This window comes from Vibrio maritimus (assembly GCF_021441885.1).
GTDB classification, from domain to species: Bacteria; Pseudomonadota; Gammaproteobacteria; order Enterobacterales; family Vibrionaceae; genus Vibrio; species Vibrio maritimus_B.
Map to the genome: position 1 here is coordinate 2001406 of NZ_CP090438.1, position 14270 is coordinate 2015675.

Genomic DNA, 14270 nt, shown 5'->3' on the forward strand with positions numbered 1-14270 from the left:
TATATACTCTGTAAGAAAAATGGAATTTCGAGGATGGAACGTATCCCAAGCAGAGAAGCTAAGCCTAATCTCCACCTAAACGTTATAATAATCGTCGTTTGGGTAGTGGTTTTTTGTACGGCGTTTATCTACAGCTTCCCAAGCATATTAAACGGTGATCTTGGTGACAATGACAATTACATGAGATTGCATCAAGTCAGTACGTTTATCCAGTCGCCCTCTCTATACCAACTTCCATTTGAAAGATTCAACCCTGAAGACGGGCGAGTGATGCACTGGTCAAGAATCGTTGACGTGCCCGTCGCTTTGGTAATTTGGCTCACAGGTTACGTTGTATCGGAACCCCTAGCCGTTGCACTGTCTCTATTCTTTGTCCCTACCCTGTACTTTCTCGGCCTCTTGTATTTAGTGGCACGACTTACCAGTAAAATATTTGGTCTCTATCCTGCTGTTATCGTGGCCATATTTGCTCCATTTTCAATCGTTTATGCTAAATTTGCACCGGGGTATATTGACCATCACAACTTACAACTACTACTGTTCATCTTGTTTTTGAATCTAGTGCCCTTTTCTGAGAATAAGCAGGTGTCAGCGATATATAGAGGTGTCGCAAGCGGCAGCGTTTTGGCGGTATCCTTGCTCATCGGCTTAGAAGCGATACCCGCTTATTTCTGTACTCTACTAACGGGTATGTGCTTCCTTACTAAGCAACGTGGTCTCGACTACTCGTGGGTTTACTTGGGTTACACAGGTATCGCCTGTGCTCTAGTCGGACTATTGGGTTTGACTATTTTTGAGCCTATGGAAGTCATTCTTGAACCCGTTTTCGATGTCGCAACGTATCCATTGTTTTTGCTTAGTTTAGTTGTGGGAATAACGTTCATCGTAAGCTCTCGGAAAGGTTCCGTTTTTTTTACTCTGACGCTCATACTCGCATGTATTGTCGGAAGTTTGTTTTTATATCCTGATATGTTGGCGAGCCCATATCAAAACTACCCTAGATTGCTTTCTTACTTTTGGTTAGATCACGTCTCTGAAGCTAAACCGCTTATCTCCTATATGCTGTCCGGAGGACAACTGACGGTTGTACTTATTGCTGTCTGTTACATCGTTATCACCACAGCATCAATAGTCACCACCACCAGCACTCACCAAAAATGGCTTTGGATGATAGCTTTTTTGTTATTACTGCCACTTCTTTTTTGGCAACTGAGGTTACTTCCTTTTTATGTTTTGGTCAGCCTGCCTCTCCAAGCTAACCTTATCTACGCGTTGTATAGCAAGATTACGACTCGCTTTATACGCTTGACCCCATTTATGTTGGCGATGCCAACAATAGTAGTACCCATTATGTATAACTCGGCGGTCGGGTCAGAGCCAAGCCAAGCGCCCGTGAGCCGTTTGTGGCGCTTAGATGCCGTCGAAGTTCTGAACAAAAACCAGCTTCGTGAACACAAGATACTCACCTCATTAGAGACTGCATCACCTATATTAGCGCTCACTGAAAACTCGGTTATTTCCGGCCCGTACCATAGAAACGTTAACGGAAACACAAAAGCAATTGAAGCCTTCAGTACTCACACATCTGCCGTTCTTGCCAACTCGCTTAAACAACAGAACATTAGCCTCATCATAGTGGACAAACGAGACCCACAACTATCAATGATTGCTAAAGCGACGCCCCCCACTAGCTTGGTCAATATGTTGCTCTCGGGACAAGTTCCCGAATGGCTAAGCTATGTCGATGGCAACGAACAAGGACTGGCCGTTTATCAGCTCAAAGGATTGAACAATGATGAATAACGAACCTAACGTAGCCGTCGTTATCCCTTGTTACAACGAAGAGGGAGCGATAGGACTTACTATCGATGCTTTTAAACAAGCTTTACCATCGGCCACCATTTACGTTTACGACAACAACTCGACGGATAACTCGGTAAGAGAGGCAAGCGCACACGGAGCTACTGTGATGAAGGAGCCCCGCCAAGGCAAAGGTGAAGTTGTGCGAAGAATGTTCGCGGATGTTGAGGCTGATATTTATGTAATGACGGATGGCGACAACACCTATGATGCGAATGCTGCTCCTGTAATGATAGAGACTCTGCGCAATGAGCACCTTGATATGGTAACAGGCACTAGGAGCTACGTTGAGACAGCTTTCCCGCCAGGGCATATATTGGGAAACCATGCCTTTTCCACTCTCGTCAATACGTTCTTTGGCGCCAAGCTAACCGACGTATTTTCTGGGTATCGTGTGATGACACGTCGCTTTGTGAAATCACTTCCTATTATCAGCCTTGGTTTCGAGATCGAAACCGAGATTACTGTGCACGCGCTTCAAGCGAGAGTTGCTTGGAAAGAAGTGCCTACCTCATACTCTACTCGGCCAGAGGGAACAAGCAGCAAGCTCCGCACCTTCAAAGATGGCTTTAGAATTTTAGGTTTCATTTTGTTTCTGCTAAGAGATGTGAAACCCTTGCTCTTTTTCAGCGGCTTATCATTGGTCATGGCTTTTTTGAGCTTGGTACTGGGAATACCGGTAATCAACGAGTTTTTTGAGACGGGTTTGGTTCCGAAATTTCCAACGGCTATTTTGGCGAGTGCTATAGCAGTCATCTCTGTCATGTGTTTATTTGTCGGCTTTATATTGGATAATGTTAGCCGCGGCCGCCTTGAAGCCAAACAACTTCACTTTTTGAGTACTCGGCGTACGACCCATCAGTAATCATAATACTGAGACTAGTCTCCTTTCAAAACATACAAGTGATAAACCGAATACTTGTAGCGATGGGATGAGACAAACTGGTAACGGTCGATAATGGATTTTAAGGGAGGACTTTGCTCTAAGGTCTGCAGCACCAGTTTATGCTTCGGTTTTCTATCTGCGTCGTATTCTTCTTTTATAAGCACATTTGGTTTCATTTTTTCAAAGTCTGCGATTACTGCTTTTTGAATCCACGCAATATGTTTCTTCTGTTCAGGTTCATCTTTGCGCTCAATAGCGTTCGGAAGTAGCCAAAAGTTTGGCATTCGAGATGACCAGTCTAATGAGTTATGTAATGGTATCGAGTGCTGTAAATACATACCTTTCGATGCTAAGAACACAATACCATCACCCGGCGTAGAGACCTCTCTTATAGCATCAGAAAAATCAAGCAAATCCTTATCGATAATCATATCTTTATGAAGTTCTTGGGATTCGCTCATCAGTCTGGACACAGAGCTGTTTAAACTGAACTGAGGCACTTTCATAAAATACGGCCACTGCCATATTACTAGCGGGCCCAGAACCGTAATAACAAGGATTTGTTTTAGCTCAAAGCGCGTGAGCATTGATCGTACACCTACAATTAGCGAAAGGTTTACGAGTAGATAACTAAATGCGGACGCGGGAATTAGATGGTAAGAAAAAGCAGTTCTGCCCGACACGAACGCCACCAAGGCACCAATCAGGAAGACCGCGCCTAGTTCCAAGCATCTATGGTCGTATTTCAACGTGCGTAAGTATAAGTATGATGGAACTGTGGTTACAAGCAACAATACGGCAACGCCGACGACATCGCTAAAATCTTTAAAATATGATGAGTAGTACTCTCGCGCCCAAGGAACGATTATTGACAGGTAATCTTCATTAAACCAATACACACTTGCTACATAAAGTGCACCAAAAGAGACAACTGCAATATAAAACAAGCGTTTGTTTGCATTACCATACCTAAACCATAAATAGGCTTCGACTAACAAAAACACTGTCCCATATTGAGGTTTTAGACTTAACGATAGAGCTAGAAAGAATGCCGTAACGACTTTCAGGCCAGCGCTATGAGCTGTATAGAAACAAGCATAACTGAACGCAAAGTACACCATTAATCCAGCGGCAATAAACTGTTCACGTTGAGAGAACATTAAGGGATTGATAATCAAAAGGCTGAGTGCAATTGCAAGTATCAGGGGTTCTCTTTGCTCCTTAGTAAGGTGGCTTAGCACCTTGGCACACACCCATACACTTCCCAAAAGATAGATAGAAGTGCCAAGCCTTATCGAAGAGATATCACTGAGAAAACCCAGGTGGTAAGGAACTAGGAACAGCTTGTACAGATAGACGATCAGCGGAGGGTTGACCTCATAAAACTGCTGGTAGAAGTTAGATAACGCCGTGTTTTTGGCCATGTGAACCAAGAAAGCAACATCACCATTGATAGGCGTCATCGTAACTAACAACAAAGTGAAGGCGGCAATAACCATTACTGCTATTGAAAGTGCTGTCGATTTTCTCGATTCCATTTCGTGTGTCTCGATATCCATATCAAAGCTTAATCACATGGACGAGTATAGCTCATTGTTATTACGAATAATTCGGTGATTGACTTTAAACACACATACTTAAAACACAAAAAAGCCCTCTCTCGAGGGCTTTTTTAGCGTAAGGGACGAATCCTAAGCGATCTAATATCCACTAATTCATACTTACCATACAGATAAAGCGATTGGTTTCGAACGTTTTGTCAAAAACGTCTTTCTTCTGTGAAGAGTACACTCGTCCCTCGTCCGTCCAATAGTCACCCGGCTTAAGATCAGCGTACAACTCCAAATACTTGTATGCGGCCTTTGTTGGAAGCTTCGAGGACAACTTCTGTTCGCAGTATTGTGTCGCGTCTGAGCGGCTAAGGAATACTTCTGCAGATTTGTTATTGCCACGGTACACTGGGTAAAGATAAGTGAATACCTCATCTTTATAAACAACCGTATTTGAAAACGTGCCTACTTCTTTGTTCGAACCCTTTGCGTTCTTAGGTGCCTCTAAAACCTTTTTGGTTATTTGAGCCGCTTCATTAGTCTTGGCACTTTTTGTCACACTCATAGGTTTTGTCTGTGTTTTAGATTGTGCTTTTTGAGTTTTCTTAGCAAATGGGAAAAAGTAGTCACTGTCGTTTTTCAGGTTTAGGCGTAATGACTGTGTCTTGCCCTTATTAACCGCACGAACATTGTATACACCCACATAATTACCAGACAGCTCAATCGTATCGCCGCTGCCTACTTTTTCTTCGTTTATGTAGTATTCGGTGTCCGCAGAGTTAGAGCGGAAGACAAATCGGATCTTATCTAGATTTAATGCTTTGCGAATCTCGCCATCTAAGTTTGAATTGAACGCATTCTTATATTCCGCAGACACGGTATAAGTTAGGTCACCATTCAGTTTTTGTGTGGCATCAACAACTTTATAAGACGTAAGTTTGATTCGCTCGGACCCACCTTTCTCTAGTGCAAACGCATTCTTCATGTAAGGTAGGTTTCTATTTACACAGGCTGATAGGCTTTCTGTAACCTTACATTCTAGCTTACCTGAATAGTTCTCACGATGAACAACATTAGCCTCTTTCAGGTGGCGATCTTTGATTTCTCTATACAACGCAAGCAGTTGTTCATTTTTGTCACGCTCCATCTGCGTCACACTTGACTGACTCGCAGCAATCGTTTTATTGAGTTCGATTAACTTAGCTTCGGACTCTGCAAGCTCTTGATTAAGTTTACTAATTGACGATGAAACGCCACGAAGTGCCACAGCGATACCTTCATCGTATTCACCAAGAACTAGCTTCTCTTGGAATACTTTGGAGTCGGCTTTGACAATATCGATATTGTTAAGCAGTTTGATCTTATTAGCATCGATACTTGATGAGGTTTTGTTATAAAACGCAATAGTGTCATCTAAACCTACTTCGCTATAACGAGAAGAATACTCGCTGTTAATCGTTTCTAGCTGTGCTTGCTCACTGCCATTAACCAGATCAGAAGCCCAAGCGCTCGACATAACGGTCACGCTTGCAAGCGTTATCCATGTTTTCGCTTTCAAGTGTGGTAATACTTTTTCTAGATTCACAACAACCTCATAATCCTTCTTAAATGCCAACGCATTTCCATGTGCGGCTTTTTCTTATAGCGAAGGTTTCATTCTGAAATAAGTGTCCATTCTATCAAAGCCCCAGTGCAGTGTCGCTACAATGGAGCATATTTGTGTGATCTTATTCATCAATTAAGAGGGAGTTCAAGTAATGTAGCCCTACGACCTAGTTACCTGTCACAACCATAATTTCAGCGCGGCGATTAATTGCTCGATTCTTGCTTGAGTTATTTGGCTCAAGAGGTTGAGTTTCACCTAATGTACGAACCGTAATATTTTGCTTATCGACACCTTGATAACGTAATAGGTCATATACTGACAGCGCTCGTTTTAAACCAAGCTCTTGGTTATAACCGGCACTTCCCATGCTATCAGTGTGTCCTTCGACTAATATTTGAGTACCATTTTCACCGATAGATCGAGCTAAAGTGTGTAGAGAGTCTCTCGCCATAGGAGTCAATGAAGATTGGTCAAAACCAAACTGCACCCGTGCTAAACTAGTTTGATTCTCAATATCAGAGCTAATGTAGCTATGGCAGCCTCGTCTTGGGGGGAGCATAACCTCCTCAGACAAAACATTAGCTAACTGCTCGTCTTTTAACTTTAGCTCTCTCTGCAACGAACCGTTCCTGTGTTGTTCTAACAGTACCCCATGTTCTAAACGTACCTCACGCTTAATTTCAATTTCAGAGTTAGTACAGTAGTAACTTTGAGCATATGTGCCAGGGCTAATTAACCCGATAAGCATAGCGATTGTAGTAATTTGTATTTTCATTATTGCCCTAGTACAACTTTGTAAATCCACTTGATTTTGAACCATTCTTGATCAGCTCTTCGATTTTCTCTATGAGCTCGTTGAGGTTTCCTACGTTAATAATGTCCGTTGTTTCATCATTAACGCATTGTCTAAATGCAGGTATGTTTTCAGCATCAAAATCAACACCGATGAAGCCGATGTATAGGCCGGGGATATATTGTCTCGCGGTATCACACATCTTAGCAGAAACTAAATTCTTAAGAATTTTCGGATCAGGTGATTCCTCTCCGTCACTAAAAATTAACAACATTTTGATTTTTGAATCGTAAGCTTCTTGTTCTTCACTATCTGACGAGTTAGGGTTCCCTTGGGAAAGAAGCTGTACACCGGTTAATATCCCTTGATACGCTGCTGTCGCCCCACTTGCCTCCATTTTATTAATTTTATTAATTTCAGTGAGTTGGGATGTTAAAGGCACATTGAAGAATTGGTCGTTACTCTTTGAACCAAACCCACCATACAAATTAGTACTCTTAACCTGATAGTTTGATGATTGACCGGGAAATTTGTCATTCAGCATATCACTCACAGTTTTCTGATAGTCTATATAATTTGGCTCATCTAAGTATTTGCTTCCATAGTAGTTCGACTTCCACTTATAAATACCTAAAACATCGACGATACGTTTTGCTTGCTTCTGAAGAGACAACGACTTGCCATCACATTTTTTATGATTATTGGAGCAAAGGTGCACGTACTTGAAGTTTTTAGTACGCCACCAATTCCAATCAACTTCATCATAAGTCAGACTAGGCTCCCCAATTTTGACGTCTTTTCGATACCGTAGTTGGCTAACAGCATAAGCCGTATTTTGTGAGTCCCGTTCTCTTGTTCGTGTGTTGAATGGAGCAAGGGCGATGCGATTATCAAGTTTGTTTGCCATCTTGTCCTGATCGCTATCAAGACAAACCTCGACTAACTTCCCTCCAACTTCTTTGTAACCAATGTTTCCGCAAAGTATTTTGGCGGATACTTGATTTATAGCCAATTTAAGGTCTTTAATTTTGCTATTACTGCTACCACTCCAGCTATAGGTCATAGAACCAGAAAAGTCCGCAACAAAAACGATATCAATATTGTTATCCGCTAGCGTGGATAAGTACTTTTTTGCAACTGCACTGCTGTGCAAGTCTACGGTTTCATTGAAAGAGGGAATAAACGTACTTGAAAACCAAGAACTGTGCGACGTCACCGCACTCACGCTGTATTGAATGGACTCATCCGACGCATCCGTTTGCTCTTGATGCTGTCTTACCGATGTGACAGCAATTGAATCAATGTCTCTTACATAGCTGCGTATATAACTCTCAGCTAGGTTCTGAGCAGATGCAGTATCATCTTGAATCGTGAGCGCCATCGCTGCGGCTTCATTAGCATCACCTAGACGGTTGTGTTCTTGGACATAACGCGTCCCCTCTATCGCCCAAAAGGTGAATCCCATGATTGGCACTAATGTCATGCCTAACCAAATACCTGCGACACCACGTTGATTCTTGATAGAGGAATAACGATTACCTAAACGACGTTTCATCGGCTACCTCCCGGGCATCACTGATGATGAAGTCACTGCAATATCTTCTGTGCTTCCACCAACGAATGGGTCAAACCAAGAGTCATGTTCTTCACAAACGCTGACTCGGTACAAGGGATAAATAGTCCCACTCTCGGTCGGTGCCAGTCCGGCTTCAGAAGAGATGGAGCCGACGCTGCAGCCCAAACTATCAAATTTTGCACTAGTAAATGTCGTCGTGAACTGGGCATCAACAAGAGATTCAATTTTGATGGCTACCTCATCTTCTGTAGTGTTAAGTAACCTTGCCGCAACCTTGCGCATTTCAAGAAGCTCTGTTTCTGTCACATCAAGATTAAGTTTATTGACGACACTGCCATCGAAATAGCGGTATCTTTCTTTGAGTATGTTCACCAAAGCAAAGCTGGTGCGATCAAGCTTTGCTCGAACCAATAATTTGTGACTGATATCGGTAGCGAATAAAAATATCGCGCAAAGTGCGAATAGGATAAATCCTAACTCAATCGCAAAGACACCTTTTTGCTTTTTCATTTTATTCATCGTCACCCCACCCTTGGTGCTCCAAATTCAACACCATAGTTCGAGATATTTTTACTGTGTCGGAACTAACAAGCTCTATCATCGGCTCATACTCGTACTCCACAGTGATCTCAGCTAAGTCGTAATAGAAACCAACCCCTTGAGAGGTGTGCCCTACACCAGCAACAAAGTCGTCATAAGATTGGTAGTACTTGCCTTCTATCGTGAACTTATCGCCGTCCATCAAGAAGTGCCAAATCTTGTTGTTGTCCATGATGAGTTGACGAAAGTACGTTTCGTAGTGCTCATTAAGTTTTTCAGGCGTGTCGTCAATGCCCTGGTCTACCTTGGTATTACGAATAGTTTCTCGAAGCGCAAACTCCGTCATGTTCACAACATAAATTTGGTAACAGGACTCAAAAATGGCGAAAGTAGCAAACATGAGGGTTAAGCCCGCCAAAGCGAACTCTACGGAAGTTGACCCCATCTGCTTTTTCCACTTCGTCATCAGCGCCATTATTGAGACACCCCACTTTGGATCTGTTGCGAGACAAGCACTAGCTCTCGAGAGCTAAAATCATCTTTCAGCAAAGATTTTGCACTTGTCATGTCACCAGTTCTCAAAAGAGCAATGGCAAGATTCGAACGTACCTTTTTGTTTTCTGGCACCTCTTCTAACAAAGCCGTTAACACAGAAATTGCTTTTTGATTATTGCCTTGGGCTATATAGATAACCGCAAGGTTGTTCTTCACCGTAAGCTCATCGAACCCTCTAAGTCGTGCCGTGTTGAATGCATCGATCGCTTCAGAAAACTGATTCAACTTGCTGTATTCGACTCCAAGCGCATTAAACACGTCTCCACTGTTATTCCCTGAAGCAATGGATTGGTTAAAGAACTCTATCGCGTTTGCCGGTTCTTCATCCGATGCATAGATTTTACCTCTTACAAAAAGTAACTCCTGAGACTCATAACCATGTTCCAGTAGGTAGTCTGAATAAAACTCCGCAGATTCAAGGTCATTCTTCTTGAAGTACGCCAGAGCAATTTGCTCATAGGATGCGAGGTCGTCGGAGTTTTGCTCGACTTTCTTTTGGTAGTAATCGATCAGCCCATCGAAGTTATTAACCTTGTGCATATTCTCAACAGGGTCAGACTTGGTGGTTGGCGTGGTCGCGCAACCGTTCACTAGAAAAAGGCTAATAAGTAAACTTGTCCAAAGGTTAGCTTTCATCAGTTTATCCGCCCATATTCGCCGACATCTGAACGATTGCCGGACCTAAAATTAATACTACGATAGGGAACATGATAAATAGAATGAGTGGGATCCCCATTTTTGAGGACAACTGCCCAACCTTCTCTTCGATGGTAAGCAGTTGAATTTTTCGCATGTCCTCTGCTAAGTTGCTCAATACTTGTGCGATAGACGTGCCGTATTGCAGGTTCTGTATAACCGTCAACACAAAGCTTCGAACTTCTGGAGTGGGAAGTCTGTCGCTGAGGTCATTCAGTGCTTTTTCTAATCCCTTTATCTTTGCCGATTCTGCGGTACGCCGGACTTGATAACACAAGTCCCTGTCAAAGCTATCTAACTCTTGTCCCAGATAGTCGAATGTCGCCTCAACGGTCATCCCTGTTTGCACACATACTGACATCATATCGAGAAGGTATGGAAGCTTTGATGACGTGGTTGAAATGAGCGACTTGCGCTTAAAGTCCAAGATCATATCTGGCACAACAATGATGCCGACTAGCCCGAAAAGCATGATCAACATTTTGTTATCCCATTCCAAATCTGTCAGCATAGTGAAGGTAACTAAAGCCACCACAGCCAGAAGCTTTAGAGGAAAATAGAACTTGGCCAGTTCTTTGTTGTAAAAGCCCGCTTCAAGGAATCGGTTTTCTAGTGCCTTCCTGTGTTTGGTTCCAAATTTAAGTAGGAACATACTGATCTTAGAGGGCGCGTTATAATCATCCTCTTTCAAAAAGTGCTCTATTCTTGACGTTCTATTCTGCTTATTAAAAGAATCAACAATAAAAAATACAGATGCGAATACAAATATAAGCACAGCCAATAGAGTAAACATCAGCGCACCCCCTTCATAAGCAGCCAGATCACCGCCAAACCAAGAAGCTCACTGCCTACTACGTAGTAAAGAATGCCCCTACCATCAGGGTCATAGAGAATAAAATCCAGCTTATCCGGACTAATAGATGACAGTAATACACAAAAGCCTACTGGAATGAGTGCAACTATCTTTGCAGACATTCTTGCTTCCGAAGTCATAGCCAGCTTCTTTTTTTCCATTGTCCGAGAGTCAACGAGTACCCGAATCAATTTCGCTAAAACCCCTTTCAATTGGCCGCCGCGACTAATATTGGCTTTTAAGGTCAAAGTGAAAAACACGAATTCTGGATAGGGGTATATTTTACACGCTCGCTGCAACACAACTTCTGGTGTTTCACCCATTTTTAAGCGGTTGCCCATATACTTAAAATCTCGGCCAATACTATTGCCCATGGTGTCACCCACGTATGTAATCGCCTGCATTAAGCTATCACCAGCCGTTACCGCACTCATCATTATGTTCAGCGCATCAGGAAAGGATTTTTCAAATTCTTTGCGACGCCTGTCTTTCAAGTAGCGATAGCCGACAAACAGTAGGCCCAGCGTAGAGATAACGACCAACCAAGGATTGTTAAAGGTAAAAACACGATTAAACAGATACCACGAGCCAAACAATGAGCCGATAGAAAACATAGCAACGTAAAACACAGAGCGCGGCCCCAATATTGAGATGTTGCCGCTGACCGTCTCCATGGTCTTTTGCCATCCCTTTTTAGCCGTCAACTCTTTAATATTGATCGCATCAAACGACTCACTCTCCGCCTCTTCTAGCTGAAAGTAATGATCGACATTTTTCTTCCTATCATTGGGCATAAGAAGTAATGCGATGGCAAACAGAATGAGCGACAGCCAAATCATGATTACATGCCTCTAAATGAGTTCATTAAGTCATCGTATAAGCCAAAGAATTGCGCTTTTTTGACCAACTCTGAGCGCTGCATAATCCCGCTGGTTACGTAAGAACCCTTTACGGCCTCTCCGTACTGAGTATCGTCATACTGGAAACGGAAAATCTCGTCCATCACAACGTTTTCACCCTCAAGGCCCACCACCTCTGAAATGCTAGTGACCTTACGCGACCCATCACGCAGACGGTTGATCTGAACAATAAGCTGAACAGCGCTGACTATCGTTCTGCGAATTGCATCAAGTGGCTGATTCAGGTTTGCCATCATGACCATGGATTCGACGCGAGCAATGGCATCGCGAGGCGTATTCGCGTGGAGGGTCGACATAGAACCGTCGTGTCCCGTGTTCATAGCTTGCAGCATTTCGAAGGCTTCTGAGCCACGACACTCACCAAGAATAATGCGATCAGGACGCATACGCAGAGCATTGATCACCAAGTCACGCTGAGTCACTTTGCCCGTTTGCTCGATACTTGCGGTTCTTGTTTCTAGGCGCACTAAGTTAGGCTGCCCTAATTGGAGTTCCGCTGCATCCTCTATCGTGACAACGCGTTCGTCTTCAGCAATATAGTTAGACATAGCGTTGAGTAGCGTCGTTTTACCAGAGCCCGTACCACCTGAAATCAGAACGTTCATTCGACAGCGAGCCGCGATCATTAAGACTCTCGCCATATCTGGCGACATAGAGCCAAACCCGACCAGATCTTCAAACGCAATTTTCTGCTCGCGGAATTTACGAATTGAAATCGAGGTACCATCAAGAGCAATAGGCGGAATCACAATGTTGACACGACTGCCGTCCTCTAGACGCGCATCCACGGTAGGTGAAAGCTCATCGACTCGTCGACCAACACGCGAAGCGATGCGCTTTGCAATAGAAAGCAACTGCTCTTCATTAACAAAGGTTAAATCTGATTTTTGAACCTTACCATGGCGCTCAAAGAAGATATTGCTCGGTCCATTTACCATGATATCGGTGATAGACTGATCTTCCACTAGCGGTTGTAAAGGGCCGAGTCCAAATAGCTCATCAACTAAACTCTTAACCAGCCCAGTTTTCATCATTGCCGTTATAGGACGACGATAGTTACTCGCCAAAAGGTCAACAGCACTGTGTATCTGACCTTCAAGATCCTTACGATCCATTTTTTGGACCGCTTCAGCATCAAGTGCTTCAAAAATTTGGGTGCGAAAAGCGAGATACAGCTCTTTATTCGAACTCATTTATTCTTCCTAGTTTTGAACCACGATTTAAGGCTCTTGTCTTCGATCGTTTGCCCGTTAATCAGCTTGATTAACTGACCAAAACAGCGATTAATATGTCTATCGTGCTTGTGGGCGCTCTTGCCATCAATGATGATGTGCTCAAGATGTTTGCTGTATGGCATGTCCATATCAACTGGTGAGCCTAGATACTTGGAAATCTCGCCCTTTTGAATGACAAACGAGGGTGCCGGCCTATGATAGTTAACCACAGTAATCACGCGAGTCTTGGTCGACAGCGTCAATTGAATGTTACGCAAACGTTCTAGCAGTCGCTTGGCACTGCGCATGGACGATACTGATGGGTCAACGACTAAAACCACCACATCAAAGTTGTCCACTAACATTTGTGGTTCTAGCTTGAAATTTACGCTGCCAGAGAAGTCTTCGACGATAAAGTTAGTATTACGAGACAAGAGCTCACAAAGTGTCTGGCTATAAACCAGGATGTTGTCTTGACTCATATCTCCATCAAGAGCGAGCAAACGAAAGTTCTTGCGCACCGAGTGCAGGTAACTTAGCGCCCCTTCTTCATCCATTTCATGTAGTGGTGCAGAAAACTCGTCAATAACACGTGGCTTAAATGACTTAAGCGCCAGAAGCACGTCGACATTTGAGTTGTCGTATTGATGATCGACAAGAAGACCGTCAGTCCCCTGGGCAGCCAGCATTGAGGTCAACTCTGAGGCGATAAATGACGTGCCCACCCCACCTTTCGAACCGACGATAGCGACTCGTTTGGCCTTACGCTTTTGGCTGACCCCTGAAAACGTTTGAAGGTTTTTGTTTACGTGAGTCAGGAAGTCGGCGAACTCTGTTTTGTTTACCGGCCAAAAGACATAATAGAAACCCATCTCCTTCAATGCACGAAGCGTGGATATCGCGTCTTCTTTGCCAATAACAACCACACCTTTATGCGTAGGCAGTCGACTAGCGAACTCTTTTGCATCTCGAACAACATCATCCGATTCATTCAGTTCTAGGACGATTATATGGCTGCTTTGCTCTGTCGTGAGTTTGGTGACTCTGTGGTTGAACTTGACACAGTCGGGATCATTCCACCCCTCAAAACGAAAGATTTCGCGAACTAGTTCCAAACATTCTGTCGACTGATAGTACAGCGTGCAGCCTGCCACACCCGTTGCATTTTGCTGCTGTACGACTTTGCTTTTATTACTCAGCGCTTTGGTTAGATCAAACATA

General features: G+C 43.4%; 13 protein-coding genes. 2 read left to right on the plus strand and 11 right to left on the minus strand.

Going from position 1 to position 14270, the window contains the following annotated elements; genetic code table 11:
- Positions 1-33 precede the first annotated feature (33 nt).
- Positions 34-1803, plus strand: a complete 1770-nt coding sequence (locus LY387_RS09210; RefSeq protein WP_234493849.1) for a hypothetical protein — start codon at positions 34-36, stop codon at positions 1801-1803.
- Entirely contained in the window at positions 1796-2725 is a 930-nt protein-coding gene (locus LY387_RS09215; RefSeq protein WP_234496090.1) for a glycosyltransferase family 2 protein, read from the plus strand. Before LY387_RS09210 ends, LY387_RS09215 begins: the two co-directional genes overlap by 8 nt.
- Before the next feature lie 14 nt (positions 2726-2739).
- Here LY387_RS09215 and LY387_RS09220 read toward each other — a convergent pair whose 3' ends face one another.
- From LY387_RS09220 to LY387_RS09270, 11 genes are all read right to left on the minus strand, one after another.
- Complete coding sequence (locus LY387_RS09220) at positions 2740-4305, minus strand: hypothetical protein (RefSeq protein ID WP_234493850.1); 1566 nt, start codon at positions 4303-4305, stop codon at positions 2740-2742.
- A 151-nt stretch (positions 4306-4456) separates the two neighbouring features.
- Positions 4457-5911: a hypothetical protein gene (locus LY387_RS09225; protein ID WP_234493851.1), complete on the minus strand. Its 1455-nt coding sequence runs from the start codon at positions 5909-5911 to the stop codon at positions 4457-4459.
- Positions 5912-6068: 157 nt separating this feature from the next.
- Positions 6069-6677 (minus strand): OmpA family protein, encoded by a 609-nt coding sequence (locus tag LY387_RS09230; RefSeq protein ID WP_234493852.1) that lies wholly within the window; start codon positions 6675-6677, stop codon positions 6069-6071.
- Positions 6678-6684: 7 nt separating this feature from the next.
- On the minus strand, positions 6685-8250 hold the full coding sequence (locus tag LY387_RS09235; protein WP_234493853.1) for a TadE/TadG family type IV pilus assembly protein: 1566 nt from the start codon (positions 8248-8250) through the stop codon (positions 6685-6687).
- Positions 8251-8253: 3 nt separating this feature from the next.
- Complete coding sequence (gene tadF, locus LY387_RS09240) at positions 8254-8790, minus strand: tight adherence pilus pseudopilin TadF (RefSeq protein WP_234493854.1); 537 nt, start codon at positions 8788-8790, stop codon at positions 8254-8256.
- A complete protein-coding gene (locus LY387_RS09245; protein ID WP_234496091.1) occupies positions 8783-9277 on the minus strand; it encodes a TadE family protein in 495 nt (164 codons plus the stop codon). The genes tadF and LY387_RS09245 overlap by 8 nt, the downstream gene beginning before the upstream one ends.
- Before the next feature lie 8 nt (positions 9278-9285).
- Positions 9286-10002: a tetratricopeptide repeat protein gene (locus tag LY387_RS09250; protein ID WP_234493855.1), complete on the minus strand. Its 717-nt coding sequence runs from the start codon at positions 10000-10002 to the stop codon at positions 9286-9288.
- Between the two features lie 4 nt (positions 10003-10006).
- Entirely contained in the window at positions 10007-10855 is an 849-nt protein-coding gene (locus LY387_RS09255; protein ID WP_234493856.1) for a type II secretion system F family protein, read from the minus strand.
- Positions 10855-11754, minus strand: a complete 900-nt coding sequence (locus LY387_RS09260; RefSeq protein WP_234493857.1) for a type II secretion system F family protein — start codon at positions 11752-11754, stop codon at positions 10855-10857. The genes LY387_RS09255 and LY387_RS09260 overlap by 1 nt, the downstream gene beginning before the upstream one ends.
- A 2-nt stretch (positions 11755-11756) precedes the next feature.
- The gene (locus LY387_RS09265) at positions 11757-13028 is read right to left on the minus strand and encodes a CpaF family protein (protein ID WP_042475508.1); all 1272 of its coding nucleotides are present in this window, start codon (positions 13026-13028) and stop codon (positions 11757-11759) included.
- Positions 13025-14269, minus strand: coding sequence for an AAA family ATPase (locus LY387_RS09270; RefSeq protein WP_234493858.1), 1245 nt, complete (start codon positions 14267-14269; stop codon positions 13025-13027). Before LY387_RS09270 ends, LY387_RS09265 begins: the two co-directional genes overlap by 4 nt.
- Position 14270: the final 1 nt, after the last annotated feature.

Bases quoted from the DNA above. Each gene is read 5' to 3' on its own strand.
- LY387_RS09210 (WP_234493849.1), top strand. From the start codon at position 34: ATGGAACGTATCCCAAGCAGAGAAGCTAAGCCTAATCTCCACCTAAAC.
- LY387_RS09250 (WP_234493855.1), bottom strand. From the start codon at position 10,002: ATGAAAGCTAACCTTTGGACAAGTTTACTTATTAGCCTTTTTCTAGTG.
- LY387_RS09245 (WP_234496091.1), bottom strand. From the start codon at position 9,277: ATGACGAAGTGGAAAAAGCAGATGGGGTCAACTTCCGTAGAGTTCGCT.
- LY387_RS09215 (WP_234496090.1), top strand. From the start codon at position 1,796: ATGAATAACGAACCTAACGTAGCCGTCGTTATCCCTTGTTACAACGAA.
- LY387_RS09265 (WP_042475508.1), bottom strand. From the start codon at position 13,028: ATGAGTTCGAATAAAGAGCTGTATCTCGCTTTTCGCACCCAAATTTTT.
- tadF (WP_234493854.1), bottom strand. From the start codon at position 8,790: ATGAATAAAATGAAAAAGCAAAAAGGTGTCTTTGCGATTGAGTTAGGA.
- LY387_RS09220 (WP_234493850.1), bottom strand. From the start codon at position 4,305: ATGGATATCGAGACACACGAAATGGAATCGAGAAAATCGACAGCACTT.
- LY387_RS09260 (WP_234493857.1), bottom strand. From the start codon at position 11,754: ATGATTTGGCTGTCGCTCATTCTGTTTGCCATCGCATTACTTCTTATG.
- LY387_RS09235 (WP_234493853.1), bottom strand. From the start codon at position 8,250: ATGAAACGTCGTTTAGGTAATCGTTATTCCTCTATCAAGAATCAACGT.
- LY387_RS09255 (WP_234493856.1), bottom strand. From the start codon at position 10,855: ATGTTTACTCTATTGGCTGTGCTTATATTTGTATTCGCATCTGTATTT.
- LY387_RS09230 (WP_234493852.1), bottom strand. From the start codon at position 6,677: ATGAAAATACAAATTACTACAATCGCTATGCTTATCGGGTTAATTAGC.
- LY387_RS09270 (WP_234493858.1), bottom strand. From the start codon at position 14,269: ATGTTTGATCTAACCAAAGCGCTGAGTAATAAAAGCAAAGTCGTACAG.